Source organism: Hyphomonas atlantica corrig. (assembly GCF_017795365.1).
Classification (GTDB): domain Bacteria; phylum Pseudomonadota; class Alphaproteobacteria; order Caulobacterales; family Hyphomonadaceae; genus Hyphomonas; species Hyphomonas atlantica.
In genome coordinates this window covers 1,166,803-1,193,426 of sequence record NZ_CP051254.1, presented here as the reverse complement: position 1 = coordinate 1,193,426, position 26,624 = coordinate 1,166,803, and the positions used below count along the sequence as shown (strand labels likewise).

Genomic DNA, 26,624 nt, shown 5'->3' with positions numbered 1-26,624 from the left:
CCTGATTATCTCACCGAAATTCGAAAGGAATACTGCCATGATCCGCATTTTCACCGCTCTTGCCGTCGCCGCTTCCGTCGCCACCGCGCCAGCCTTTGCCGCGTCAGATGAATTCAAGATGGAAATCGACGTGAACCGTACGCAACTGGAAACGGTTGTCGGTGCCCAGGAAGAGTACGACCGTATCCGCGACGAAGTGAACGCTCGGTGTACTTCAGAACACGTCGCTTACAATTTCGGAAAAGCGCTGGCTGTGCGCCAATGCGAACGTAAAATGATGAAGAAGGTCGTCGCTTACGTGGACCACGACACGTTCACCAACGTGCACTACCAATCAAACTAGCACTGATCCGGTCGGCAGGGTCTCAGCCTCTCCAAACCGCCTGACCGACCAGGATCTCCGCCCTGCCTTCACCGGCAGGGCTTTTTTCGTCAGAGTGACGCATCAGCCTCGCGAAGGTCCTTCGCACGCAGAATTTGAGTCAGTTTGAAATGGACCGGCAGAAAGGCCCCGTCCTGTTCACTCTCGAAGAGAGCGCAGCAACTGGTCGGAAATTTCTCGATCAGCCTGACAGATTCCTGATGATCCTGGCTCCCGGCTTCGCGCAAAATCTCCATGGCGAAATCATGCAGTCCCGGGTTATGCCCAATCACCATCAGGGTACCTGCCCCGTCATTGTGGCAGATGGCCTCGGTCAGACCGCGAACGCCGGTGAGATAGAGGTTTTCCATCGGGCGTACCTTCTCGCCCTCCACAATCTTCGCCACTTCAGAACAGGTCTCCCGCGCCCGACGCGCAGTTGATACGAGAATGCGTTCGGGGCTCCAGCCGGTGGCAACAAGTTCCTCGGCCATGCGCTTTGCATCTTCTTTCCCACGCTCGGTCAACGCCCGGCTAAAATCGTCAATGCCTTCTGCCCAGGGTTCGGTCTTGGCATGACGCATGAGAATGAGACGTTTCATTCAAATTCCTTCTTCCCTGACCGGGCATTAGAAAAACTTATCGACAGCTTGAGATGCTGCGCATTGGTTTGCTTCTTCTTAGGCACCACTTTCCTGTCAGAAATCAAGAGACAGGAGTATGGTAATATGAGCCTTCTGATTGGCGACGTTGCCCCGGACTTTGAAGCCGACACGACAGAAGGCCGCATTCGGTTTCACGAATGGATTGGCGAAGACTGGGTGGTCTTCTTCTCTCACCCGGCCGATTTCACACCTGTCTGCACCACGGAGCTCGGCTATACAGCTAAACTCAAGGAGGAGTTTGCGAGGCGCGGCGCAAAAGCACTGGTGATCTCCGTCGACAGTCTGGAGGACCACAAGAATTGGATCTCCGACATTGAGGAAACCCAAGACACAACCGTGGAATTCCCGATCATCGCGGATCCGGACCGGAGCGTGGCAACCCTCTACAACATGATCCACCCAAGTGCGGACGCGAAAGTCACCGTGCGCGCTGTGTATGTCATCGATCCGAACAAGAAAATTCGCGCGTCCATAATTTACCCGCCCAGTGCCGGGCGGAACTTTGACGAAATCCTGCGTCTCATCGACAGCCTTCAACTCACCGACAATCACAAGGTTGCGACTCCTGTGAACTGGCAGAACGGTGATGATGTGATCATCGTGCCATCGCTGACAGATCCTGACGAGATCGATCGGCTTTTCCCGTCAGGTTACAAGGCGGTGAAACCCTATCTCCGCTACACTGCGCAGCCGGGGAAATAACTCGGTTCCACGAACGCCCTGAGACCGAGGTCTCGGGGCGCTTCAGTTTCAGGAGAGGTCAGTAAGGCACTGCATCGCTGAGCCTTCCGCCGACGCGAATGGCTTCGATACGGGTCGCAAGCCCGGTCGCATCATCTGTCTCAACATAGGTTCCGCAGAGTGTGCCTTCGCCCAGGGCCGGCTGATAACGTTCGCCGGGAAGCTGGGTCTCGAAGCGATAGAGCGAGATCTGCTTCTGCATCCCGATCACACTATCATAGTCACCGCACATGCCAGCATCTGTCTGATAGGCCGTACCTGCTTCAAGGATCATCGTATCGGCGGTTGGCACATGCGTATGACTGCCAACAACCAGACTGGCCCGACCGTCACAGTAATGGCCCATCGCCATTTTCTCACTGGTCGCCTCGCAATGCATATCCACAATCACCGCATCAGCCACAGCGCCAAGCGGCATTGAATCGAGCGCTTCATCCACCGCGGAGAACGGATTGCTCAACACCTGTTTCATGAACACGTTACCCTGAACCTGGATCACGCCCACGCGGCGGCCATCGGACAGGCTGAACAGGTTTGCGCCCTTACCGGGCGCATTGGCAGCCGGCGGATAATTCAATGGGCGCAGCAGACGCGGTTCGCGTTCAATATAAGTGAGCGCCTCGCGCTGGTCCCAGGCATGGTCCCCCAGCGTCAGACAGTCCGCGCCAGCCGCGAAGAACTCCTCCGCGATAGCGCTGGTCAACCCGAAGCCGCCCGCAGAATTTTCTGCATTTACAACGACAAAATCGAGACGCAGACGCGCTTTCAGACCCGGTAGATGGTCCAACACGGCCTGCCGGCCGGGCTTTCCGACCACATCTCCAAAAAAAGCCAGTTTCATGACAGCCAGTCTATGCCTCGACTAGCACGCAAAGAAAAGCGCGTGCACCCACACGGGATGCACGCGCCTATACGTCTGGTTTGCCTGGCGACCTATTCGTTGGAGGCCGAGAAACCGAGCGCCGACTTGGTCAGACCGGACGGATCTTCCATGTCTGCCAGCGTTGATACTTTCAGCGGCGCAGCCGGGTTCAACGACAGCGTCAAGGTTTTCGGATCGGTGATGAAGCTGGACAGAGCTGTTGCAGCTTCTGTCACCAATTCCGGATCAATACCGGATCCAGCAGCCATCATCGGAGCCATGGCCAACATGCCAGCAGTCTGATTGCGCAATTGCTGCGGGTCTTCGCCGCTCTGGGCCGCGTATGCGTTGAAGGCACGATCCACGATGCCATCATCGTCCAGCGCCAGGTCAAGCGAATGGATCGTCAGCTTCTCCATGACAGCATCCATCATGGCAGATGGGTCTGCAGATGCGTCACCCTGCTCTGCCTGCGCAGCCGCCATTGCGCTGGCGCCTTCATACTTGGCACCAAAATCGAGGCGGAAGCCATCTTTGAGCTCCCAGTAGTTCTTGCCCTTGGCCAAGGTCACAATGTCAGCATCCGGATCGTAAGACTGCTCGCTCGCCATGGTCAGCTCCAGCTTTTCATAGCCGAGCGTCGCAAGTTGCGTACCCAGTTGTTGGCCAAGTTCGCCATCGCCTGCATTCAGCACCATCTTCACCGGTTCGGTCACGACCTTCACCGCGCGGCCCTGTTTGTCGTGGCTCACTTTGGAAACGAGAGACGGCATATCGAAATTGACGCCGGATACGTCGAAGTTGAGGTCCTTCATGCTGATGGACTTGTAGCCTGGATTCGCAGGGTCCTGAGCATTCAGTCCAGACATGAAGCCTGACTCAAAACTGTCCTCTAGGCTTTCGCCTTCTTCCGGTGCAAATACCGCAAAGTCGAAGCCTTCGACGCTGACATCACCGATATTCGCTTTCACGGTCGTGTCTTCAGACGGGTCGAACATGTCGAACTTCATGTTCTTGAGGGACATCCCCGCTGCCTTGCGGTCTTTCAGGCCACTGACGGAAATGGCATCGATCAGGAAGGTACCAGTCTCGCCGTCTTCTTCATTGATCTGCATGTTAACATCGCCAACTGACCAGAGGTCGAACGACAGGGCGTCGCCGGTCGGCAGGTCACCATGATCAGCATCACTGAATGCGCTCGCGACCCAGGCTGCCAGTTCAGGTGAAGGATTTACAAGTTGGATCGAGCCAATCGTTGCGCTTCCCTCTTCAGCCTCTTCCGGGTCTGTCGGAACGAGCGAAATGTCGCTCATGACCATCTTCGAGAAGCTTGCTTTCCCGTCGACCATTGCGAGGCCATCAAGCTCAAGCTTCTTCGCCTTTACGACGGTGCCATCAAGATCGATGCCGTCCTCGTCTGAATCGTCGTCATCATCGGCCGACAAAAGCGTCACATCCGTGAATACGGCCTTGTCGCCCTTGATGTCGCTACCCGCGAATGTGAGACGCGTCGAATCGGACCCATCCAGCGCGAAAGCGGCCAATGCCTGCGGTGCAGTTGCCGGGTCACCCGCGCGCGCTGTGATGTCTTGCACAGCATATTCTGAGCTTGCACCATCATCTGGCTTGTCATTGTCCCCGCAAGCCGTAAGCATGGCGATGGCGGCAACGCCTGTGAGCAGATATTTCATGTTTGGTCCCTTAAAATAGTTGATGCCAGCGTATCGAGTGCGCCCGTCACCTAATGTGAGATTATTAACATGCCATACAACAATGGCCAGACCGTGACACTGAGTGGACCGGACGGGGACGAGATCCGCGTTCGCCTCGAAGTGAACTCGAAAGCGCGGCGCTTGATCCTTCGGCTGGATGAACGCCGCAGGGAAGCGGTCGCTGTTGCGCCCTCACGCCGTCAGATCAAGGACGCGGCAGCCTTTGCGGCTGAACGCGTTGACTGGATTCACAGCCGGTTGCGGCACTTGCCCGATGCAGTCAGTTTCGAGGAAGGCAGCGTGATTTCCTATCGCGGCGCGCCTTGTCGTCTGACCGCCATTGGGGACGGCCGCGTCGCGCGCCTGGTTCCCGGCGATCCGAATACGCTATGCGCCCCGGGCGATCCCGATACATTGCATTTACGCACGACGAGATACCTGAAGAAGCAGGCCCGCGCAGACATCACCCGCGCCGTAAAACGCCATGCCGCCCGCCTGAACGTGACCTATAGCGAGATATCAGTGAAAGACACGCGCTCACGTTGGGGATCGTGCACCGCAGATGGAAAACTGTCCTTCTCGTGGCGACTCATCATGGCGCCGCCAGCTGTCCTTGACTATGTCGCGGCTCATGAGTGCGCGCACTTGCTGGAAATGAACCACTCGCCCCGCTTTTGGGCCCACGTTTCCACCTGTTGCGTGGACTGGAAGACACATCGCAACTGGTTGCGGGTTCATGGTGCCACGCTACAGGCCGCAGGCAGCTAGCCTTGATTGCCGTCAGTGCTGATGTCCTCAGGCTCTTTTGCAACTTCCATTTCACGTGCCGGACCGAAACTGATCAGGGTGACTCCGTCGCCGCCGCGCGCCTCACGGTTCGGCCCAAGGAAGATCAAGGTGCCATCCGGGCGGATTTCCGCGATGATATCGGCTTTCGGGCGATCCTTTCGATACTCCGCAAGATCGTATTCCTCGGTCAGCTTCGTCTTGCCAAAGGTCCAGCCCCGATAGTGATCGCGGATCAGGCCGTCATACCCCCTGCCCCGACGGATCAGGGTGCGTCCGCGCGTACCCATGCCAATGGCGCGTGGATCCTCTTCCTCAGTGTCTTGCGCAGACAGCTGATAGACTCGATGCCGCCCAAGTTCCGGTGCGAAATGCCCGGAAACGAGCGCATTGTAGGGCTCGTTCGCAGACAGGCCGACAACCTGGTCAAACGCCGCATGGTCGAGGCGCACTTCGGCCTCTTCAGACAGGACTTCCCCGAAGAACGTATTCAGTCCCGCCTCACGTGCTGGCCGCAGGCGTCGCCAATTGTTGTCGGCAAGAATCGGCTCGATGCCGACATCTTTCAGTACCTTCGCCAGATCAATGCTCCACGGGTTCACGCCGACCAGCAGAACGCCCGGTCGCTCTTTCCGCGCCAGACCAAGACGCCGCGCCAGCGGGCCAATCGTGAATCCGTGCAGGACGACGGTGACAAACACCATAGCGAAAGCAAGCGGAGTGATCTGCTCGGCGCCGGAGAAGTAAAAACGAGAATCCCCGCGTCGACCGAGGTCTTCAAGCAGGGTTGCAAACAGGCTGGACACAGCGACAGCAACGATACCGCGCGGCGCGATCCAGCCAAGCAGGATGGCCTCATTGCGCTTCAGGGTGCCCCAGGTCGCGATCCAAACCGAAAGCGGACGCACAATGAACAGCATCGCCATCAGGAAGGCGAGCGTGTTCCACGTCAACGCGCGGCGGATAACATCCGGCGTCAAATTCGCGGTCAGGATCACAAACACGCCCGAGACAAGCAATACTGCAATGTCTTCCTTGAACTTTCGTAGCTCTGCGAGGCCCGCGAGCCGCGAATTGGCCAGCGTCATGCCGTAGGCCGTCACAGCCACAAGACCGATTTCCTTCTCGATCATTTCTGCCAGAGCGTAGCAAAGGATAATCGAGGCGAAGATGATCGGCGCCTTGAGATATTCAGGTGTCCAGCCCTGACGGAAGGCCCTGACAATCGCCCAGCCAAACGCAAACCCGAGACCCACACCCAGCGCCGCAGCAACGATGATCATCGCGCCTTTGCCAAGAATGGATTCGCCCGTCGCCGCCACGCGGATGATCTCGAACGCGGCAACGGCGAACAACGCACCAACGGGGTCGTTGACGATGCCTTCCCATTTCAGGAACTGACCCGTTCGGCCCCCAAGCTTTGATTGCCGCAGCAAGGGCATGATCACCGTCGGCCCGGTAACCACCAACACGCCTGCAAACACAACGGAACTGCCCCAATCAAGGCCCGCTGCATAGTGCGCGGCAAATGTACCCAACGCCCACGCCAGTGGCCCGCCCAGGAACACCATGCGACGCACGGCAGCGCCCGCATCGCGCAAATTCTCGAATTTCAGAACGAGACCACCCTCAAACAGGATGACCGCGACAGCCAGTGACACAATCGGCCTGAGCAACTCATTGCTGCCGCCATTGAACACTTTTTCCGGATTGAGCAGCGGCTCGCCAAAAATGACCGTCCACAGCGGTCCGACGGCGAGACCTGCCAAGGCCATCAACACGATGGCCGGCGCCTGAATGCGCCATGCAATCCATTGTGCGCCGATGCCGAGTGCGCCAATCAATGCGCACGCAAAGATCAACTCGCTGGACCCCGCGGCCGCCAGTGCAAAATCAAATTGGTCCATACCAGCCCCGTTCTAGGTCCACCCTGCCCACCAGTTCGTCAAAAAACTAGGCTTGAGCGGCATTTATGTCATCAGCAAAGTCGAATCCGATCTCACGGGTTCCATAGTCGCCCACTTTGTAGCGCTCGATATGGTCTGAGAACCAGAGCAGGATGTGCTGATAAAGATGGTCGTAAAATGGCTCAGGATCGGCGTCTTTTAGCGGCAGGCTGAACTCGTATTCCGAGCCATCCTCGATCTGGATCATGAATTTGTCGCCAATCTTGCGACACCTCATCACCAGCCGCAGCCAATCGGTGTCGCGGGAAACCCGTACTGCCAGGCCGAATGCAATCGGCCCGAGCAGGCGGAATCCGCGCGGTGGGATGGAAAATGCGGCGTCACCGTGGGCTTTCGGCTTGTACTCGCCGACCGGTGGCACAAGATGGACACAAACGCCGTCACTCGCGCCAAGATAGTCGCAGAAACCACTGCGCACTTCCTCAGCCAATGTTCGGATCCGGTCATAATTCTCGGCAGCGAGGGCCTGATAGGCCTCCACCGTCTCGATCAGTTTATCAAAACGTGACACAGCCTTGCGGCCCCCTTGGTTACCAAAGCCCACATAAATTAGGGTGCCGTAGCGCGGCCTTCAAACTTTAAAGTCGCAACCATGGGGCAATGGTCTGATGCTTTCGGCGTAATCCAGCCTACACCGGGGAAGCGATCTCCATCGTATCGCGCCGCCCGGTAGGGCGAACCAGCGCGAACAATCTCAACATTTGCCGCCGGATTCTGCGCGGCGAGATTTGGCGACAAAAAGATATGGTCCAGCGCACCATAGGTGTCGTCACCACTATAATGATGCGTCCATCGGTCAAAAGGATCGGCAATTGCGCGGCTAGCCAGATCGACCGCAAAGCCATCGCCAACCAATGGGCCGAGCCCGTGCGACGGGGCTGGCTTGCCGTCTACTTCCCAGTAATCATTGAAGTCACCCAGAATCACCCAATCCTCTGACGCGGGCGTCTCAAAGCGCTGACTGACAATCTTCCGCACAGCCTGGGCTTCCGCTTCACGCACCAAGGCCGTGCGCTTGCGGCCCCCATGCATGGATTTGAAGTGACAGATAAACAGCGTCAGCTGCCGTCCCTCTTTCACAATATCCACTTCCAGACAGTCCCGCCGGAAGACGTAGTCATTCACCGATGCGCCCTTCGGCGGTCGAATGCCAAGCCGGCCAAACGTGGCACGTGCGTGACTGCGCTGAAACACGACAGGGTGCGACGAAAGCAGGCCGACATCGATGCCGCGGCTATCATTGCCTTCGTGCAGGACACGTTGGCCGAAGGGCTGCCCTGCCCAGCGCGACACGTAGCGATTGTCAAATGCGGTGAGCGTGACAAGGTTTTCGACTTCCTGCAGGGCACAAACTTCGGCCTTTGCCGCCACGAGTGCCTGCGCCGTCAGGGTCCGGTCATCCTCCGACAAGACATCGAACACTGCGTCCACCTGCTCAGCGATCCGGGCATCATCGACATCTGTCAGGCGACTGCGCGCATTGGCCAGACCCGAGCGCGCGAAATCACACCGCATCATCAGGTTTTCGCAATTGAACGTGGCCAGTCGAATTTGGGGCATCTACCGGTGATGCGGCTTCATTCCAGTGCGGTCAACGCGCAATGGACGTGAGGCTAGGCTACGGCACGTTCGGTAAAGCGCGCGCTCGTCTGGGCGCGTTCTACAGAGTCAGCGTCCGGGCGCTGTTCGACGGGAATGGCTGTGCGGCCGAGCTCAATGGCTATTCCGGGCTGAACGCCGCTGCCAAAGGCAGACAGTACGGTGCGTACCATATCAAGAGGCTGTGCCTCATCCTCAACAATCTGGCCATAACGCGCTGCAACAGGCCCAACGACGCCATAAGCGAGAAACACACCGAGAAACGTTCCCAGCAGCGCGGTTCCAATCATCATCCCAAGAATGGCTGGTGACTGGTCGATAGACCCCATTGTTTTGATGATACCCAGCACAGCCGCCACGATGCCGAGCGCAGGCAGCGCATCTGCCACCGTATTCAACGCGTTCACGGCCTTCATCCGTTGATCCACATGAAGCGCAACAGCTTGTTCCATATGCGCTTCGGCCCGCGCCGGGTCGGACAGATCCAGCGCCATCAGGCGAAAGGAATCACAGATCATGTCGCGAACCGCCGCATCTGCCTGAACTGCGGGCGCTGTCGCGAAGAGGGCAGAATCGTCCGGATTCTCTATGTCGCGTTCAATCGAGACAAATCCATCCTGACGTGCCCTGCGCATCAGGGTCGCCAACAGGACCAGCAATTCGCGGTGTTGTGCGCGATGCCAGCGGCTACCCTGAAACGAACGAACAAAGCCGCCGAAGGCCTCTTTGGCAACTTTGGGCGAATTCCCGATCAATAGCGTGCCAACAGCCGCGCCGCCGATCAGGGCCAGTTCAAACGGCAATGCCTGCATCACGCCTTGCCCGCCGGTCAGGGCAAGGCCACCCATCACGAGGACGAGCACGAGAACAAGACCGATTAGTTGAGGCAAAATGCGCAGGCTCCGGCAATATTAGAACCGTGACCCTCGCACATTCGTCTTAAGCCAAGCTTACAAGCCCCGCATTTTACTGGGAGATCAGCTGGCCAGAAGCCCTTCCCCACCCATCACCGGATCGTGCTCGGCCACGAGGTGACCCGGGCTGACTTCCACAAGTTTCGGCTTGTACTGGTCCGCATCTGCATCATCGACCAGCTTCGATTTCATGAACCGCAGCGCTGCCCGGCTATCCAGCGGGCTGGGCAAGTCACCCGTCAGGCGCAGGCGCTCGCGATTGCGCTCACCCGTCGGATCGGCGTTTGGCACCGCCGCGATCAGGGCCTTCGTATAGGGATGGCGCGCTTCATTATAGATCGCGTCGCGGCCTGCGAGCTCCACCACGCGGCCCAGGTAAAGCACCATGACGCGGTGGCTGATCTGCCGAACGACCGCGAGATCGTGGCTGATGAAGATCATCGCGAGGCCGAATTCCTTCTGAAGCTCGATCAGAAGATCAACGACTTGCGCCTGGACCGAGACATCCAGCGCAGAGACAGCTTCATCGCAGATCACCAGTTTTGGCTGCAGGATCATGGCGCGGGCGATGCCTACACGCTGGTTCTGCCCGCCCGACAATTCGTGCGGGTAACGGTTGATCAGGTTCGGGTCGAGACCAACGCGCGGCAGGATTTCGCGAACCTTTGCCTCGCGCTCGGCCCGCGTCAGGCGTGGCTGGTGCACCTGAAGCGGTTCCGCGATGGAGGCTCCGATGGACATGCGCGGATCCAGACTGGCCAGCGGATCCTGAAAGACGATCTGCAAATCATCGCGAAGGGCGTTCATTTCCTTCCGCCCGGCCTTCGAGATGTCCCGGCCAAGCCACGCGACCGTGCCATCAGTCGGCGGGATCAAATTCAACACACCGCGCGCAAGGGTGGATTTGCCGCAACCGGACTCGCCGACAACGCCGAGGGTTTCGCCGGGCTTCAGGTCAAAGGAGACGCCGTCCACTGCCTTGAGCGGTTTGGTCTTCCCGAACAGGCCACCTTTGACCGAAATCGGGAAGTGAATTTTCATGTCCTCTACCTTGAGGACCGGCTCTGTGCCTGGCGCCGGAGCATCTGACAGGACAGGACGACCGGGACGGTCCGGCTCATCAATTCTCGGCACGGCATTGAGCAGCATTTTCGTGTAGTCGGCCTGCGGGCGATAGAAAATATCGTCGACGCTCCCCTGCTCCACGATCTCGCCATGACGCATCACGATCACCCGGTCACACATGCGCGCGACGACGCCCATATTGTGCGTGATCAGGGCGATGCCGGTACCGGTCTCACGCTTCAACTCGTCCATCAGCTCAAGCACCTGCGCCTGAACCGTTACATCCAACGCCGTGGTCGGCTCGTCCGCCAGCAGGAGTTCCGGATTGCAGAGCATGGCAATGGCGATCATCACACGCTGGCGCATGCCGCCTGACAGTTCGTGAGGAAACTGGTTCATCCGGCGAGCCGCTTCCGGAATGCGCACATTCTCAAGCCACTCGACGCAGAGGCGGTCTGCCGCTTCGCCCTTCAGTGCCTTGTGAAGGGCCAGCACTTCGCGCATCTGCGCGCCCACTGTCATATGGGGCGTCAGGCTGGTCAGCGGATCCTGAAAGATCATCGACATGCGCGCGCCGCGAATGTCGCGTAGCGTCGCGTCCGGTGCGTCCAGCATGTTGATGCCGTCAAATTCGATCCGCCCGGAGGCGGTTCCGTTGCCCGCGAGCAAGCCGAGCGCAGAGAGGGCCGACTGGCTCTTGCCCGAACCGCTTTCGCCGACAATGCCAAGGCATTCGCCCTTGGCGACATCGAAACTGATACCCTTGACCGCTTCGACCACACCGTCCGGCGTGTCGAAGGAAACCCGTAGATCTTTGACAGAAAGAATAGCCATGATCGCAATCTGTATACGGGACGGCGAAGGCCGCAACGCCCGGTCTGCAGAAAGCCAAAAAAAGGCCGCGCTCATCGGGAAAGAACGCGGCCAAGGAGGAGAATGCGAGGGCGGGATTCAATGGGAAACCCCGCCTTCGGCAATCGGGTCTCAGAACTTGTATCCGAGCCCCAGTCCCACCACGAGCGGATTGATGTCCACGTCAGCATCCACTGTTGCGCCAAGCGCCGTGGTGAAATCGACAGTCACGTCCGGATTGATCCAGATCTTCTTGATGTCCGCATTGATGGCCCAGCCGCCTGGCTCTCCATCGAGGTCATAATCAACCCCGGCCTGGAGGGCGAGGCCGACGCTGGTATCGTAGTCGATACCGTCCGCGACCGGGCCTTCATCTTCGTTGAAGAAGAAAGTCGCATTGATGCCCGCGCCCACATAGGGCTTCCACTGGCTGTCATTCACGAAATGATATTGAAGTGTCAGCGTCGGCGGCAGCAGCGTAACATCGCCCAGATCAATCGTGGCATTGTCGAGCGCGCCTGGCACCGTGACGCCCGTGGCCTTCACATCATGTGGGGTCACGCCGAGGATCAGTTCCGCTGCGATGTTCTTCGTGAAGAAGTAAGTGATGTCGAGTTCAGACACGTACTGGTCCGAAATGTCGACATCGCCAGCCAGGCGCGTTCCGGCAACCGACAAGTCTCCGGACTCGTCCGGGAGAACGCCAATCACACGTCCGCGCACCATCCACGGGTTTTCGTCTGCCGATGCGACAGGCGCTGTTCCAAGCCAGGTCGCCCCGGCAACCAGAGAGGCAAGGAGAAGCTGTTTCATGGTCTTTCACTCCAATTTTGGCGCACCAATCTGCGCCGGATGACCGCCACCTACGCCTATGTTTTCATGGGAGTAATTGCCCGTTTTGACGCGCGGGGCCGTGTCGCGCGACATGGCATCGCGAATAAGTAATCTCCCCGATTGCGAGCGCTTCGACCGGTTGCGATTCTGGGAATGTGCGCGCTCAGGCTCTGGGCTCGCCTCTGCCCAGTTTGCAACAGGAAGATGGTTCTCCCACGGTCAGGCTTGAACTTCGCACTGCCGCTAGGGCACATGGGCGTTGAGGAAACATTCGAGCGAGGAACCACGGCATGCCCGTCATCAATTATCTCACAACCTGTATCTTTGACTCCGGCGCACTGAAGCAGCTGGCCGGTACAGCCAAGAAGCTGGGCATGTCTCGCCCCTTCATCGTCACGGATCCGGGCATCAAGGCGGCAGGTATCCTGGCAAAGGTGGAAGACGCGCTAGGCGTTGCACCGGCGGGCGTATTCGCTGAAACGGTTCCCAACCCGACTGAAAAGCAAACCAAGGAAGCTGCCGCGGCCTACAAGGCATGCGGCGCGGATGGCCTGATCGCGCTGGGCGGTGGCTCTTCTATGGACCATGCCAAGGGCATTGGCCTTCTGGTCAGCCATGACGAGCCGCTGGAAACCTATGCGGCGATCACGGGCGGCGCGAAGAAGATCGGCAAGATCCCGCCCCTGATCGCCATTCCGACCACCTCCGGCACTGGCTCTGAAGTGTCCGTCGGCATGGTCATCGTTCTCGAGAATGGGCGCAAGGAAACGATCGTTTCGCCAAACCTGATCCCGGCAACAGCAATCTGTGACCCGGATTTGACGCTGGGCCTGCCAGCAGGACTTACCGCTGCAACGGGCATGGATGCTGTCACGCATTGCATCGAGTCCGTGCTCTCCCCTTCCGTGAACCCGCCTGCCGAAGGCATCGCCTATGAAGGCGTGTTCCGCTCGGTCGGGAATGGCTGGTTGAAAAAGGCCGTGCAGGACGGCTCTGATGCAGATGCCCGCTGGCACATGATGATGGCCAGCTATGAGGGCGCACTGGCCTTTGTGAAGGGTCTGGGCGGCGTCCACGCCCTGTCGCATGCTGCGGGCCGCCTGCATGAAAAGAAACTGCACCACGGCACGCTGAATGCGATCTTCCTGCCGCATATCCTGCGCTTCCACGAAGGCACGGCGGATGAGAAATACGCCCGCCTGCGCCAGGCCATGGGCCTGAAACCGGGCGCGGATCTGGGCGATGCGATTGCAGAGCTGAACGCAGATATCGGCATTCCGGCAACGCTTTCCGCAATCGGCCTCAGTGCAGACGATGCGCCGGGCGTTGTGGAATACGCGCTGAAGGATCTGGCGCATTTCGGCAATCCGAAGCCGATGAGCGCTGACGATTATGCGAAAGTGTACGAAGCCGCCCTGTAGACGTTTGTCGTCGCCCGTCGCGGCTTGTTGCGATCTGTCGCCCAGTGTCGCCACAAGTCGCAACATATCGCCAATTGTTTTGCCGGAGGTCGCCAGCGCGTTGCGCCGTGTCGCCTCCGGTAAGCTTTCTCTAGGCTGATGCGCGAATCCGGCGCATAATTGCGACATGCTTCAAGGTCTCTCCACCACTGCCACCCATCTCGGCCTTCTCTTCGGAGCGATGGCCATCGGCGCCTCATGGGTCGCCGCCATCGCATCGCCGAATTGCAGTTTTGACAAACTGGATGGTTCGCGCGCGGATCGGCATGTGCGGGAATTGCTGCTGCAGACCTCAACGCCCATCGCCGGCATGATGCTGGCATCGGGGGCATTCTATCTGCTGGCCACCAGTTGGGCGGCCGCGAGCACGGCATTGCTGGCGGCGTTCGGGTTCTTTTCAAATCGCTGGATGCTGGCACCGGGCAAGAAAGCAAAAGGCGTTCGCACCAGCCGCAAAGACCAGCGCGCAGTGTCGGTCAGCTTTTCACTTATGTTCGCTTTGGTGGCGATTGTTTCTGCCGTCCTCGGCATGGTGCGCATCTAGGCGGATCAGGCGAACACCAGCCAGAGACAGCCCATTTCGTGAAGTTTGCGGAAGTCGTCGACGGACTTCTTTGCCGCTTTGCGCGCAATCTCGCCGGCAGCCTTGCGATTGACCGCCAACATCATGGTGCAGATGGCGATGCCCGGCAGGAAAGCCCACCAGACCAGGGCGAGAGAGGCCAGCACACCGGCCAGACATATAAAGTAGGCCACGGCATCCAGAATGCGGAAACGGGCATGCATGTAGCGCCCGAAATCATTCAGCAATTCCGGCTGCTTGTGCAGGATCTCGGCGTCGATCGCGAACCGTTGGCCCGGCGACTGTTCATAGATCAGCGCCCGCGTCATGCGGCCACCACGATGAGGGTTTGGCTGGCATTTGAGGAACATCGCAATCACTCCACTGCGAGGAGAAAATACGTCCGGCGACTTAAACATACCCTGTCCGGTCTTGGTAAATTTGCGTGAAATTTGCGGACTAACCCGATCGGGCCCGATTGGGGGAGGACACACCCGTCTGGCGAATCCGTTTGCCCTCACTCCGTTTGAGACCTATGCTGCACCGCAACATGGAAGATGTGTGACAAATGCTCTACTCGCTTGTTGAAATGAACCGCGCTGCGATGGCGCCAGTTCGCATCGCCGCCCGGGCCAGCCGCGCCGCGCTCAGCTCTCCGCTGAACCCATTTGGACATACCGAATATGGGCGCTCCCTGTCCGCAATGGCGGACGTGTTCGAAAGCGCCACACGGTATTATGGCAAGCCGGAATGGCGCATCGACAGCGTGAGCGTGAACAGCGCGCCGGTGGGCGTTACGCCGACCGTCGCCTGGCGTTCGCCGTGGTGCAACATGGTTCATTTCCGCAAGGATCCTGAGGCGCTGGCCGCTGCGCGTAATGCCGACAAGCTGGGCCCGCAGCCGCGCCTTTTGATCGCGGCCCCCCTGTCTGGACACTATGCCACCCTGCTGCGCGGAACCGTTGAGGCCTTCCTGCCGACACATGATGTCTACATTACCGATTGGCAGGATGCCCGCATGGCGCCGGTTTGGCTCGGCCGGTTCGATCTGGACGATTACATCGACCATATCCGCAACATGCTGACCTTCCTTGGCGCGGGCGCCCACGTGCTGGGCGTGTGCCAACCAGGCCCGCCTGTGCTGGCCGCGATTGCCATGATGGCCGAAGATGATGATCCGGCCCGTCCGGCCTCAATGACTTTCATGGGCTCTCCCATCGACACCCGCCTCAGCCCGACCGTTCCGAACGTTCTGGCAGAGGAAAAGCCGCTGTCATGGTTTGAAGAGAACATGATCCATACCGTGCCGGGCCCCTATCCCGGCATGTTCCGGCGCGTCTATCCGGGCTTTGTCCAGCTTGCCTCGTTCATGAACATGAACTGGTCGCGCCACGTCGATGCGCACTGGAACTTCTTCAACCATCTGGTCGAAGGCGATGGGGACAATGTCGGCAAGCACCGGGAATTCTATGATGAATACCTGTCAGTCCTCGACCTGACCGAAGAATTCTACCTGCAGACCATCGTGCGCGTTTTCCAGGAGCACCAGCTGGCGCGGGGCGTTTATCGCTATCGCGGCACACATGTCGTGAAACCGGAACTGATCCGCGATGTGGCGCTGATGACGGTGGAGGGTGAAAAGGACGACATCTCTGGCATCGGCCAGACACAGGCCGCTCATGATATCTGCTCCGGCCTGCCGGAAGATATGCAGACGGACTATGTCCAGCCCGGCGTAGGCCATTATGGCGTGTTCAATGGCAAACGCTTCCGCACGGAAATCGCGCCGCGCGTGACGGAGTTCACCAAGCGCTTCACCATGCGCGCCGCCGACGAGGCAGCCGCCGAAAAGCTCGCCTGATCACGCGTTGATGTTATTCAGGCGTCGGTAGAATTCGCGAAATGTCGCGGCAAAGATCGCGCGCCTCACTCAGAACGGTGATCGGCATCGGATCGGGCGCTTCCAGATAGGTGCTCAGCTGCGAGACCGCCTGGGCTTCGGCCTGTTCGCGCGGCAGTTCTGTTTCAGACACTTTCAGGGTCCGGCTGCTCGTGCAGGATTGCTGTTCAAGGATGGCTTTCGGGGTCGCACTCTGTTGCGGCGTGCGCAGGCGCACTGATGCCGGCAGGTCAGGCCCATCCGGCACGGCCACCCAAAGGGCGTTGATGTCTTCCCGATCCGTCGGATCTCGAAAGCGGATCGCGTAGATCAGCCCCTTGTCCAAATGCCGCACTGAATACTCGGCAAACCCGGCATCACTCAGCCCGCCAAGCCACGAGGCGATCATGGCATTACGCGCCTGCTTGGCTTCCGCGCCACGCCAGGCGGCGGCTTCTGAATAAACCTGTTCCTGCGCAAGCCCCTCATCATCGGCGCGCGGGACAAAAGCAGACGCGTATTCAGCATAGCCGATCCAGCCCGCCAGCGCAGATGCCAGCAGGGCCGATCCGAAATGTCTGATCCAGTCGCGTGAAGCCATAAGGGCGCAGTCCAGCTCAACTGGAGCGCACTTTGACAGGCTAAGGGTTAAGGAATGCCCGCTCGATCGCCCACCAGAGCCCAATTACTCCGATGAATGCCGAAACCGGCCATACCAGAACCGGCCGATAAAGGTTTGGCCGACCCGCTTGCCTCAGGACGCTCCTGATCAGGATCGCAAATGCAAGCGCCATGCCGATCACGGCCAACTGGCCAATTTCGACACCAATGTTGAAGCCAATCAGCGCGGGCCAGAAGATGTCAGCCGGCAGGCCGAGATCGCCGAACGCGCCGGCGAATCCCATTCCGTGGATCAGACCGAAGCCAAAGACCAGCGCCGGCCGCCAGGCGCTCGGCTCCCTGAACAGGATGTTCTCCAGCGCGGCCCAGGCGATGGTGAAGGCAATCAAGGGCTCCACAATGCTGGCAGGCGGCGCAATCAGGCCCGCCGCCGTCAGGCCCAACGTCGCCGTATGCGCGAGGGTAAAGGCCGAGACCTGCCAGAGAAGGGGTCCGATCCGCCGCGTTGAAAAGAACAGCGCCAACACAAACAGGATATGATCCACGCCCATCGGCAGGATGTGTTCAAACCCGATGCGGATGTAGAAGATTCCGGTTTCCAGTGGCGTCCGGTCCAGCGAAACCTCTCCGCCGGGGATGCCGCCCTCAAAGCTGCGGACGCGCCCGGCCCGGTCCAGCGCCTGCAACTCGCGGCAAAGGGCCGGGTCCATGCCGCCATCCGGCAGGCACAACTCATCCTCGGGATGGGCGATGGCCGATTGGGACATCAGGGTCGCCGCCAGGCATGCCACAAGGCAGCACAGGATGAAGGCGAGAAACCGGCCCCGCATCAGATCTCGTCCGGCAGGGGCCGTGGCGCTTCCATGATGATGGGGCCGTGATCATGGTCATGGTCGTGTCCCGGTCCGTGATCGTGATGATCATGGACCGGAAGCATCGAGATAATGAGCGCGGTCAGGACGCCCAGCGACAGGGCGACCAGGCTGCGCACGGGCGGCTCTTCCTTGAGGGGCGCCATCAGGGGCCCTGTCGCCACATAGAGCAGCAGGCCAGCCGACGCAGCAAACAGCGCGCCAATCGCCTCCGGCCCAAGGAAGTACATGAAGGGTGATGACAGGATCACCCCCAGAGGGGTCGTGGCCGACGCAGCGAGAAAGGCGAACAGGAAGGATTGCCGGTTCGTGAAATTATGGCGGCGCAGGATGGCAAAGGCGATCACGCCTTCCGGAAACTCGTGCAGGATCAGCGATACAGCCGCGTACACCCCCGCCGAAAAGCTGGCGGCAAAGGTGACCGAGTAAATGACGCCGTCAATCAAGGAATGGATGGCGATAGCCAGAACCGGTGTGACGGCAGCGATGCGGCCCCCACCCGCACCTTCGGGAAAGAATGTGCTGAGCGTGTAGTTCAGGATCAGGCCGCCAAGAAAGCCGGCCAGCATGAAGTAAGGTGCCCGGGGGCTTGCGGCGAAGGCTTCCGGGGCGATGTGCAACAGGGTGAGCGTGACAAGCATGCCGGCGGCAGCGAGGCCGATGACGGCTGAAAACCGCGCGCTCCAATCCCCGCGCATGGCGACAGCAATCAGCCCGATGGTCGTGACAAACGCCGCGATCAAGCCAAAAAACAAGGGGGCTTGCATGGATTCAAACATGGAAAGCGGTCGGCTCGTCCGGTAACAGTCAGGTACGGTTTAAAAACCGCATCCTGCGGCCTTGCGAAGACGTGTTATATGGTACCATTATCCCGCTTGCGAGCAGATTTTCCTGTTTTTACTGAATATCCCGATTGGGGTGAACGGAGCGACGATATGAGTCTTTCATACGGCCGGGGGGCCTTTCTGAGTCTTGCAGGCATGGGGCTGGCGCTTTGCGTCGCGTGCAGCGCGGAGCAGCCCTATGAGCCAGAAGCCACAGAGGCAGCAGCGCCTCCCCCGGTTGAGGCGGTAGAAGACGCCTCGCCTGTTCCGGACACCGAGGCGCATGAGGATCATGACGATCACGCAGAGCACGATGCACATGCCGACCATGATGATGATCACGATGCGCATGAGGAACATGGCGACCATGACGCGCACGACCATCATGAGGATGAGCACGCAGGAGGCGAAGCCCACGTGCATGGCGCGGCTGAACTGGCCGTGACCCAGGAGAACAATTTCGTCACCATCTCCATTGATGCCCCGCTGGCCAATTTCGGCCTTTCGGAGAAGACGAAGAAGAAATCCTCCGATCTTGAAAAATATGCTGAAGGCCTGACAGAACTGATGGGCAATGCCGGGTGTGATCTGGTGGAGCGGTCTGCGGATCTGCGCCGGTCAGGCGATCATGCCGCGATGACACTTTCCATTGTCTGGGATTGTCGCCGGCCGAGCCAACTGGATGGTCTCATGTTCACTGGCTTCGAGACCTATGACGCGTTCGAGACTGTCGAGGCCGTCTATCTTGGCGAAGCAGGCGAAACCGCCTCCGCGGTCCTGACGCCGGAAAGCCCGTTCCTGCCTTTCGGATCCTGATATGACGGACCCGGTCGTTTCGATCTCGGATCTGCGCTTTGCGTGGGCTCCGGGCCGCGATGTGCTCGACATTGAGTCGTTCACGCTGAACGCTGGCGAGCGTTTGTTCTTGCGCGGGGCGTCAGGCACCGGCAAGTCCACCTTGCTGGGCATTGTCGCGGGCGTGCTGGAGGCAGGCTCCGGCAGCGTGCAGATTCTGGGGCAGGAGCTGACGACACTGAAGCCTGCCGCTCGCGACCGGCTGAGAGCGGATCATCTGGGCGTCATCTTCCAGATGTTCAATCTGGTGCCGTATCTGTCCGTCATCGGAAATGTCACGCTTCCGCTGCGGTTTTCGCCGAAACGGCGGGCAGCCATCGACGGAACGGAAGAGAACGAGGCCCGCCGCCTGCTCGCGCGGCTGGGCCTGACGGATGAATCCCTTCTCTCGCGGCGCGTGTCTGACCTGTCAGTCGGACAGCAACAACGCGTGGCGGCGGCACGGGCCCTGATCGGCGGGCCTGAAATCGTGATCGCGGATGAGCCGACCTCCGCGCTGGACGCTCATGTACGGGACCAGTTCATCAGCCTGCTGAGTGAGGAAGCCCAGCGCACAGGCGCGGCGCTACTCTTTGTCAGCCATGATGCCGGACTTGCTGACCATTTCGACCGCGCGGTCGATCTGAGTGACATCAACCGCGCAGGAGTGAACGCATGAGCGCGATCCTTTCGCTGGCCTGGAAAAGCCTGATGAACCGCAAGGGGTCGGTATTGCTGACCCTGCTGGCGGTGGCGTTGTCGGTGGCCCTTTTCCTCGGCGTCGACAAGGCGCGCACAGGCGCACGCGAAGGCTTTGGCAACACGATCTCCGGCACCGAACTGATCGTTGGCGCGCCGACGGGCAGTGTGAACCTCCTGCTTTACTCCGTATTCCGCATGGGCAGCGCCACAGCCGAGATTTCCTGGCCCACTTATCAGCAAATCGCCAATCGCCCGGACGTGGACTGGGCCGTGCCGATTTCCCTCGGTGACAGCCATCGCGGCTTTCGTGTCATGGGCACGACAACGGAATATTTTGACCATTACAAATATGGCCGCCAGCAGGATCTGACGCTGGTGGAAGGCGCGCGGTTTGACGATTTGTTCGATGCCGTGATCGGCGCAGATGTTGCGCGTGAACTTGGCTATGACATTGGCAGCCCGATGATCCTCTCTCACGGGCTGGGGCAGGCCGATTTCGGATCGGGCCACGACAATCGACCCTTCCGTGTCTCTGGTATTCTTGCCCCCACCGGCACACCTGTGGACCAGACGGTGCATGTCTCCCTGGAGGCAATCACCGCCATTCACGTCGGTTGGGAAACTGGCGCGAAGAACCCGCTGGCGGATACGATCAGCGAAGAGACCATCCGGTCGTTCGACCTGACGCCCAAAACCGTGACCGCCATATTCCTTGGGCTGGAACGCAAAGGCACGATCCTGACGACGCGCCGCGAGATCAATACCAATCGCGGCGAGCCTCTGATGGCGATCATCCCCTCTCAGGCATTGGCAGAATTGTGGAGCGTGACCGCGATTGCCGAGCGGGCCCTGCTCGCCGTGTCGATCTTCGTAATCGCGGTGGGCGTGGTGTCGATCCTTACCTCCATCCTGACCAGCCTGAATGAGCGCCGCCGGGAGATGTCCATCCTGCGCGCCGTGGGCGCACGGCCCGGTCACATCTTCACCCTGCTCGTGCTGGAGGCGGGGCTTGTCGGATTCCTCGGCGCGCTGGTCGGCATCATCCTGATCCACGCCTTGTTGCTTGTCGCCGGGCCAATGGTAGCGGAACGGTTTGGCATCTCCCTGATCGGAACCGGTCTTGGCCTGACAGATCTCTACACATTGCTGGCCGTGACAGGCGCGGCGCTGTTGGCAGGGGCAATCCCGGCCTGGATGGCGTTTCGCCGGTCTCTGGCGGATGGTTTGTCAATTCGCGTGTAAACCGCTCATGACCACTGGCGGGCGGCAGTTTCACGTCCTAGATTGGAGCGCATGAAACAGATGTCCTCCCTCCTCCTCGCCGCCATGGTCACCACAGCCCTGGCCGCTTGCGGCGCCGCCGAAACGCCGCAGCAAGATACCGCGCAAGAGGCGCAGCCCGTCACGCAGGCTGAAGCCACGCCTGCCTCTGATGGGCCAAAAGTCGGAGACAAGATTGGCCAGAGCGACGCCGAGCGCAAAGCCGCCCGCGAGAAAGCCATTGCCGAACGCGCCGGAGAGCGCGAGCGTCAGGCCGCCGAGGCCAAGGCCCGCGGCGTGACCGAAATTGGCTGGGAAGACCTGATGCCGGAAGGCGAGGAAGAGCGCCTTGCCCAGATGTATCAGAGCCAAATGTCAATGCTGTACGGCGCTGGCGGTGGCATTGCGGAAGGCTCTGCAGCAGACTCCATGGTCCAGATCGGAACGTTCAACACCGTGCCAGAACTCAACAGCAAGAAAGTTCGTATTCCGGGCTATACTGTTCCATTCGAATATGGCGCGAAGGCGGAGGTAACGGAGTTCCTGCTGGTGCCGTATTTCGGCGCCTGTATCCACGCGCCTCCCCCACCGCCGAACCAGACGCTGTTTGTCATGGCTGAAGACCCGATCCTGCTCAAGGATCTGGCGCAAGCCGTCTGGGTCGAAGGTGTTCTGACCGCGCAGACGCAGGAAAGCGATCTGGCCGATGCGGCTTACACGCTGACGCTGACGCACATCGAAAAGTACGAGTACTAGAGAATTCCCGATGGTACCTCTGGCCGGACTCGAACCGGCACTCTGTCACCAGAAACGGATTTTGAATCCGTCGCGTCTACCAATTCCGCCACAGAGGCCCAAAACGGGAGCGCTTCTCCTGCCGATTGCTGCGGCAGATGTCAATCTACTCGACGTAGCGATCAAAGACATCTAACAGCTTTTCCATGACTTCCACCGAGTTTCCGTCCGAAAAGACACTGCTGCAGACCATCGAGGCGCTGGCCGAACGTGCACCAGAAGAAGGGTTTTCCCTTCGCGCCATCTTTGACCAGCTGGATGAAAGCGCGTTTGGCGCGGGCCTTTTCCTGCTGGCCCTGCCTTGCTGCATTCCGTTTCTCTATGGCGTGCCGCAAATCGTGTCCCTGCCGATGATGGCGCTGGCCGCACAGATGGCGATGGGGCGGGAACAGCCCTGGATGCCGGACAAGCTGGGCAACCGGAAAATCGACCGCAAAGGCCTGACGCAGATGGCGGCGGGCGGTCGCAAATGGCTTGGATGGATCGAGCGGATTGTTCGCCCGCGCTTCACGATGATCACCGGCAAGCGCTCCGAGCGGGTGATCGGCCTGTTCCTGTGCATTTTCTGTGCGTCGATTCTCGTGCCGCTCCCGATGACCAACACGGTGCCCGGCTTTGCCGTGGCGATTGCCTCGTTCGGCCTGATGCAGAAAGACGGGCTCATGGTCATCGCCGGATTGATCATCGGATCCGCATGGGTCAGCGGCCTGGCCGGTGCGGTCATGTTCGGCGCGGTCAGCCTATTTGGCTGACAAATAACGACAAAGTGACCTTGCGCCGCATTGTGGTCCTGCTGTTGCCCGGCTTTAGCTGACGCATGGATTTTGTGAGATCCCTTCTGAAAGACTGGAAATGGCCACTCGTGGCGATGACGCTGTCTGCCCTCATGCTGGCAGCCGCACACGCCTTTGAGACATTTGGCGGTCTCGCCCCCTGCCCGCTCTGCCTGCGGCAACGTGAAGTCTATTGGGCGTTGATCGCCATGACAGTAACGGGACTGGTCCTGTGGTGGCTGATCCCGAAGCGGCGCTTCCTCGTGGCCTTGAACGTGATGATCGGCCTCGCCTTCATTGTGGGCGTGATCGTCGCTTTCTACCATGCCGGCGTGGAATGGGGCCTGTTGCCACCGCCAGAAGGATGCAGCGGCGAAGGGCCGATCGACCCGCTCGTCATTCGCGACTTCAACGAGCCGATGCATGTCCCCTCCTGTACGGATGCGCCCTTCTATATTCTGGGCCTGTCCATGGCAGGCTGGAACGGTGTGATTGCGGGCGTCATGGCCGTGGCCAGTTTTGTGGCCGCCGGCGCGACGTGGCGCGGCGCCGTCCGCCCGGAGGAAACCGCCTGATCTAGAGCGGCGGCGCCGTCGGGCGCTTGAGGCGTTGTTCCCGGATGGTGATGTACATGGTCGCGCCGACGATCACGATTGTGCCGATCCAGGTCCAGGTTCCCGGCAGAACGTGGAACAGCCCCCAATCCACAAGCGCCGCCATCGGCAACCGCATATAGTCGATCGGCGACAGGAAGGATGCGTCGCCTACGCTCATTCCGCGAATGTAGAAATACTGGCCGATGACGCCGCACATCCCCATCACGCCAATATAGCCCCAGTCGGCAAGGGATGGTGGCACGTCCGGCCAGGTGTAGATGGCGAGCGGCAACAGCATCACCGAGGAGAGCAAATTCGCCCAGATCAGCAGGGTCATCGGACGGTGCAGGCGCGTCAGGGACTTCACCAGCGTGATCGCCCCAGCCATGCAGAACGCGGCGATCAGCGCCAGTACCATGCCCAGACTGACGCCCAGCTGCGGCTGCATCATGATCATCACGCCGATACATCCGGCGATCGTCGCGCCCCAGCGATGGGGTCCAACCCGTTCTCGCAGGAAAATCACCGCGCAGATCGTGACGAACATGGCGCGGGAGAAACTGATCGCATTGAATTCCGACAGCGGCAGGCCGACAGAATCCGAAACGGCATAAAACCCGGCCGCGAAGCCCAGCGTTCCGAACAGGCTGCGCAGGAACAGCATGCCCGGCTGATGCACTTTCATGATGCTGAGTCCCTGCTGGAAGATCACGGGCAACACCACGATCAACGCGACACCTGACCGCCAGAATGCAAGGAAACCGGGATCGAAATGCGCTGATTGCAGCTTCGACAGGGTGAGGAACACGGTAAAGCTGGCGCCTGAAGCCAGCATCCAGAGGGCACCCTCAATGTTGCGTGAAGCAGGCTTGCCCTCTAGGTCTGTGATTTGAGACTGATCGGGGCGAGTATTCATGGGCTGTTTTACGCCTTCCGAACTGGAGGAAATCGACCGCCTGTGGCGTGAGCTGCCTGCCGATCACATGTGGACCGGCTGGGCCGCATCGGGACACGAACCTGAACAGGTCTGGATCTTCCGAACACGCGCCCATTGGCGCCGGTTCCCCCTCAGTAAGTCAAAAACCGGGTTTGTGATAGCTGACGAGATCGGACGTCCCGTCGCACGTGCAAAGACGCTGCCTGCATTGCTGGCCAAGGTCGAGTCCATCCCCGGCATAGAGGCGCTATCGGAAGACCCATAGCGCCTCGGGCAGGCATCAATTGCCCATCTGGGCGCGCATCTGCTCAGCTTGCTCCGGCGTGATGCCCAGCGCATCCAGAAGCGGCCCGCCAGCTGATTCGTCCCAGGAGTGGCGCGGGCCAACCGTCATGCCGCCATCCACCAGGAACTCACCTCCGGTGATGAAACTCGCCGCATCAGATGCGAGGAACGCCGCCATCTCGGCAATGTCCTCACCCTTACCAACCCGTCCGGCCGGCTGCATGCTGCCGCCCGCCTCGACCAGCATGGCCGCCATCTGGTCGGCCTGTTCGCGCGGCAAGCCGAGCGATGCGCCAAAGATGGATGTGGCGATGAAACCCGGCAGGACCGCGTTCACGCGAATGCCGTACTTGGACAGCTCCGCCGCGGCCAGTTTCGAGAAATGCGCCACGCCCTTCTTGGCGACAGAATAGGTGATCGGCGCATAGCCTGCGCAGACGGCGCTGATGGACGACGTGTTGATGATAGAGCCACCATTTTCCTTCATGTACGGAACCGCGAATTTCGTGCCGGCGAAGACCTGTTTCAGCAAGAGCGACATGGTCTGGTCATAGGCGTCCAGGTCCAGCTCTTCGATCGGGTCGGGCGTGCCGCCATGCCCGGCATTGTTCCAGAGGATGTCGAGCCGGCCAAAGTGATCAACGGCCGCACCCATGATGCCTTCGAGCTGGGCCATATCGGTGACGTCACAATGAACGAACAGGACCTTGTCATCGCCGAACCGCGTTTGCAGCGCCTGGCCCTTTTCGTCCTGAATATCGCTAGCGACCACTTTCGCGCCGGCGGCCACAAATGTTTCGACCCCCGCCAGGCCGATGCCGCTGGCACCGCCTGTGATGATGGCAACCTTGCCGTCCAGATTGGCCATATGCGTATTCCTCCCGTTTTGTTTTTCAGGAGAATGCGCGCCCTTTCCCCGCGGTTCGTCAATGCCTGCGGGAAAATTTACTTGTCCGGTTTGGACAGTCCAAAGCGCTTCCAGAACACACCGTCCAACATACGCTTGGGCAACAGGTTCGGGATGTACCAATTGGTCAACTTGTTCGGCACGGGCGCATATCTTGCGCGCGGTGTCGCGTCGTCCAGCGCGATCTCGATCACCTTGGCGATCTGTTCCGGAGGCAGGCCATCGCGTCCCCCCTTCAGCATGACCTGCTCGAATTTTTCCAATGCCTCTGACCATGCGCTGCCGGAATACGGACCATCGGAATTTGCTTCCTCGGCCTTGTCCCAGATCGGCGTCTTCACAGAACCCGGCCCGATGGCAATGGCATCGATACCGAAGATGACAAGCTCCCGGCGCAGGGAATCCGTCATCGCCTCGACCGCATGCTTCGTGGCAGTATAGGCCCCGAGGAATGGCGCCGAGACACGGCCGCCGACGCTTGTGATGTTGATGATACGCCCGGGCGCGCCAGTCCGCGCCTTGTCCATGCCCAGCAGCGGCGCAAACGCCTGCGAGGCGCGCAACAGGCCGAAGACATTCACCTCGAAATGCGCCTTGAAATCATCCAGCGGCTGGATCGCAAGCGGGCCCATGTTTGCGATGCCCGCATTGTTGACCAGCCCAGTCAGGGTCTGTCCCTTCAGGAGTTCTGAGACGGCCTCAACCGCGGCATCGACCTGATCCTGTTTGGTGACGTCGAGGATCAGAGGGCGAATGTCGCCTTCTGACCGCGCGCTCAGCGCATCGGCATCTGCCTGCTTTCGCACGCCCGCAAAGACGCACCAGCCATGCTTGGCAAGATAGAGCGCGGCAGCGGCACCAATGCCGGTGGATGCGCCGGTGATTACGACAGTCTTCATGCGGGATATCCTTCCAATGTCGGATCTTCAGAAAACTATACGCACAGACAGGACAAATGG

General features: G+C 59.8%; 29 protein-coding genes and 1 tRNA gene. 13 read left to right on the top strand and 17 right to left on the bottom strand.

The genetic code is table 11. The features are described 5' to 3' along the window. Positions 1-37: 37 nt before the first annotated feature. On the top strand, positions 38-343 hold the full coding sequence (locus tag HF931_RS06055; RefSeq protein WP_035547441.1) for a UrcA family protein: 306 nt from the start codon (positions 38-40) through the stop codon (positions 341-343). A gap of 89 nt (positions 344-432) precedes the next feature. Here HF931_RS06055 and HF931_RS06050 read toward each other — a convergent pair whose 3' ends face one another. Beyond that, a complete protein-coding gene (locus HF931_RS06050) occupies positions 433-963 on the bottom strand; it encodes a SixA phosphatase family protein (protein WP_273242444.1) in 531 nt (176 codons plus the stop codon). 126 nt (positions 964-1,089) lie between these two features. On the opposite strand from HF931_RS06050, the gene HF931_RS06045 reads away from it, so the two are divergent. Further along, entirely contained in the window at positions 1,090-1,728 is a 639-nt protein-coding gene (locus HF931_RS06045) for a peroxiredoxin (RefSeq protein WP_273242442.1), read from the top strand. A gap of 58 nt (positions 1,729-1,786) precedes the next feature. Here the strand turns inward: HF931_RS06045 and HF931_RS06040 are convergent, their stop codons facing one another. Together HF931_RS06040 and HF931_RS06035 are read right to left on the bottom strand one after the other, a co-directional pair. Then, a complete protein-coding gene (locus HF931_RS06040; protein WP_273242440.1) occupies positions 1,787-2,608 on the bottom strand; it encodes a TIGR00282 family metallophosphoesterase in 822 nt (273 codons plus the stop codon). Positions 2,609-2,700: 92 nt separating this feature from the next. After that, positions 2,701-4,320 carry a hypothetical protein gene (locus HF931_RS06035; RefSeq protein ID WP_273242438.1) on the bottom strand — a complete coding sequence of 540 codons (1,620 nt, stop codon included), beginning with the start codon at positions 4,318-4,320 and terminating at the stop codon, positions 2,701-2,703. A gap of 69 nt (positions 4,321-4,389) precedes the next feature. Between HF931_RS06035 and HF931_RS06030 the strand changes: the two genes are divergently transcribed. Continuing rightward, on the top strand, positions 4,390-5,109 hold the full coding sequence (locus HF931_RS06030; RefSeq protein ID WP_273012716.1) for a M48 family metallopeptidase: 720 nt from the start codon (positions 4,390-4,392) through the stop codon (positions 5,107-5,109). Here the strand turns inward: HF931_RS06030 and HF931_RS06025 are convergent. The 6 genes from HF931_RS06025 to HF931_RS06000 all read right to left on the bottom strand — a co-directional run bounded on the left by HF931_RS06025 (position 5,106) and on the right by HF931_RS06000 (position 12,337). Continuing rightward, entirely contained in the window at positions 5,106-7,034 is a 1,929-nt protein-coding gene (locus tag HF931_RS06025; protein WP_273012715.1) for a cation:proton antiporter, read from the bottom strand. The genes HF931_RS06030 and HF931_RS06025 overlap by 4 nt on opposite strands. Positions 7,035-7,080: 46 nt before the next feature. After that, positions 7,081-7,605 (bottom strand): hypothetical protein, encoded by a 525-nt coding sequence (locus HF931_RS06020; protein WP_035548261.1) that lies wholly within the window; start codon positions 7,603-7,605, stop codon positions 7,081-7,083. 38 nt (positions 7,606-7,643) lie between these two features. Then, a complete protein-coding gene (locus tag HF931_RS06015) occupies positions 7,644-8,654 on the bottom strand; it encodes an endonuclease/exonuclease/phosphatase family protein (protein ID WP_273242435.1) in 1,011 nt (336 codons plus the stop codon). A 53-nt stretch (positions 8,655-8,707) separates the two neighbouring features. Then, positions 8,708-9,583, bottom strand: a complete 876-nt coding sequence (gene motA / locus HF931_RS06010) for a flagellar motor stator protein MotA (protein WP_273242434.1) — start codon at positions 9,581-9,583, stop codon at positions 8,708-8,710. 87 nt (positions 9,584-9,670) lie between these two features. Beyond that, positions 9,671-11,506 carry an ABC transporter ATP-binding protein gene (locus tag HF931_RS06005; RefSeq protein ID WP_273242432.1) on the bottom strand — a complete coding sequence of 612 codons (1,836 nt, stop codon included), beginning with the start codon at positions 11,504-11,506 and terminating at the stop codon, positions 9,671-9,673. A 150-nt stretch (positions 11,507-11,656) separates the two neighbouring features. Then, positions 11,657-12,337, bottom strand: coding sequence for an OmpW/AlkL family protein (locus HF931_RS06000; protein ID WP_273242430.1), 681 nt, complete (start codon positions 12,335-12,337; stop codon positions 11,657-11,659). Between the two features lie 311 nt (positions 12,338-12,648). Between HF931_RS06000 and HF931_RS05995 the strand changes: the two genes are divergently transcribed. Next, positions 12,649-13,779, top strand: coding sequence for an iron-containing alcohol dehydrogenase (locus HF931_RS05995; protein ID WP_273012707.1), 1,131 nt, complete (start codon positions 12,649-12,651; stop codon positions 13,777-13,779). Positions 13,780-13,945: 166 nt separating this feature from the next. Next, complete coding sequence (locus HF931_RS05990; protein WP_273242428.1) at positions 13,946-14,362, top strand: hypothetical protein; 417 nt, start codon at positions 13,946-13,948, stop codon at positions 14,360-14,362. 5 nt (positions 14,363-14,367) lie between these two features. Here HF931_RS05990 and HF931_RS05985 read toward each other — a convergent pair whose 3' ends face one another. Beyond that, a complete protein-coding gene (locus HF931_RS05985) occupies positions 14,368-14,751 on the bottom strand; it encodes a hypothetical protein (protein ID WP_155841628.1) in 384 nt (127 codons plus the stop codon). Positions 14,752-14,948: 197 nt separating this feature from the next. On the opposite strand from HF931_RS05985, the gene HF931_RS05980 reads away from it, so the two are divergent. Then, positions 14,949-16,241 (top strand): polyhydroxyalkanoate depolymerase, encoded by a 1,293-nt coding sequence (locus HF931_RS05980; protein ID WP_035547471.1) that lies wholly within the window; start codon positions 14,949-14,951, stop codon positions 16,239-16,241. 13 nt (positions 16,242-16,254) lie between these two features. Here HF931_RS05980 and HF931_RS05975 read toward each other — a convergent pair whose 3' ends face one another. Genes HF931_RS05975 through HF931_RS05965 form a run of 3 tightly spaced genes read right to left on the bottom strand, consistent with a single transcriptional unit; the run spans position 16,255 to position 18,531 of the window. Further along, positions 16,255-16,860 carry a hypothetical protein gene (locus tag HF931_RS05975; protein ID WP_273242426.1) on the bottom strand — a complete coding sequence of 202 codons (606 nt, stop codon included), beginning with the start codon at positions 16,858-16,860 and terminating at the stop codon, positions 16,255-16,257. Between the two features lie 40 nt (positions 16,861-16,900). After that, complete coding sequence (locus HF931_RS05970; protein WP_273242424.1) at positions 16,901-17,710, bottom strand: HupE/UreJ family protein; 810 nt, start codon at positions 17,708-17,710, stop codon at positions 16,901-16,903. Further along, positions 17,710-18,531, bottom strand: coding sequence for a ZIP family metal transporter (locus tag HF931_RS05965; protein ID WP_273242422.1), 822 nt, complete (start codon positions 18,529-18,531; stop codon positions 17,710-17,712). Before HF931_RS05965 ends, HF931_RS05970 begins: the two co-directional genes overlap by 1 nt. 156 nt (positions 18,532-18,687) lie before the next feature. On the opposite strand from HF931_RS05965, the gene HF931_RS05960 reads away from it, so the two are divergent. From HF931_RS05960 to HF931_RS05945, 4 genes are read left to right on the top strand one after another with little or no spacing between them, the layout of a single operon-like run. Then, positions 18,688-19,392, top strand: coding sequence for a ZrgA family zinc uptake protein (locus HF931_RS05960; RefSeq protein ID WP_273242420.1), 705 nt, complete (start codon positions 18,688-18,690; stop codon positions 19,390-19,392). 1 nt (position 19,393) lies between these two features. Then, a complete protein-coding gene (locus HF931_RS05955; RefSeq protein ID WP_273242418.1) occupies positions 19,394-20,089 on the top strand; it encodes an ABC transporter ATP-binding protein in 696 nt (231 codons plus the stop codon). Next, positions 20,086-21,354 (top strand): ABC transporter permease, encoded by a 1,269-nt coding sequence (locus HF931_RS05950; RefSeq protein WP_273242416.1) that lies wholly within the window; start codon positions 20,086-20,088, stop codon positions 21,352-21,354. The genes HF931_RS05955 and HF931_RS05950 overlap by 4 nt, the downstream gene beginning before the upstream one ends. Positions 21,355-21,414: 60 nt before the next feature. After that, on the top strand, positions 21,415-22,128 hold the full coding sequence (locus tag HF931_RS05945) for a DUF3299 domain-containing protein (RefSeq protein ID WP_273242414.1): 714 nt from the start codon (positions 21,415-21,417) through the stop codon (positions 22,126-22,128). A gap of 11 nt (positions 22,129-22,139) precedes the next feature. Here HF931_RS05945 and HF931_RS05940 read toward each other — a convergent pair. Next, positions 22,140-22,226, bottom strand: a tRNA-Leu gene (locus HF931_RS05940). An 87-nt stretch (positions 22,227-22,313) separates the two neighbouring features. Here HF931_RS05940 and HF931_RS05935 point away from each other — a divergent pair. Then, a complete protein-coding gene (locus tag HF931_RS05935; protein WP_035547486.1) occupies positions 22,314-22,919 on the top strand; it encodes an exopolysaccharide biosynthesis protein in 606 nt (201 codons plus the stop codon). Positions 22,920-22,984: 65 nt separating this feature from the next. Continuing rightward, positions 22,985-23,515 (top strand): disulfide bond formation protein B, encoded by a 531-nt coding sequence (locus HF931_RS05930; protein WP_273242412.1) that lies wholly within the window; start codon positions 22,985-22,987, stop codon positions 23,513-23,515. 1 nt (position 23,516) lies between these two features. On the opposite strand, the gene HF931_RS05925 is transcribed toward HF931_RS05930, so the two are convergent. Next, a complete protein-coding gene (locus tag HF931_RS05925) occupies positions 23,517-24,452 on the bottom strand; it encodes a DMT family transporter (RefSeq protein ID WP_273242409.1) in 936 nt (311 codons plus the stop codon). Here HF931_RS05925 and HF931_RS05920 point away from each other — a divergent pair. Continuing rightward, complete coding sequence (locus tag HF931_RS05920) at positions 24,451-24,738, top strand: hypothetical protein (protein WP_035547494.1); 288 nt, start codon at positions 24,451-24,453, stop codon at positions 24,736-24,738. The genes HF931_RS05925 and HF931_RS05920 overlap by 2 nt on opposite strands. A gap of 15 nt (positions 24,739-24,753) precedes the next feature. Here HF931_RS05920 and HF931_RS05915 read toward each other — a convergent pair whose 3' ends face one another. Both HF931_RS05915 and HF931_RS05910 read right to left on the bottom strand, forming a co-directional pair. Further along, positions 24,754-25,626, bottom strand: coding sequence for an SDR family NAD(P)-dependent oxidoreductase (locus tag HF931_RS05915; protein ID WP_273242406.1), 873 nt, complete (start codon positions 25,624-25,626; stop codon positions 24,754-24,756). Between the two features lie 77 nt (positions 25,627-25,703). Beyond that, positions 25,704-26,564, bottom strand: a complete 861-nt coding sequence (locus HF931_RS05910) for an SDR family oxidoreductase (protein WP_273242404.1) — start codon at positions 26,562-26,564, stop codon at positions 25,704-25,706. Positions 26,565-26,624: the final 60 nt, after the last annotated feature.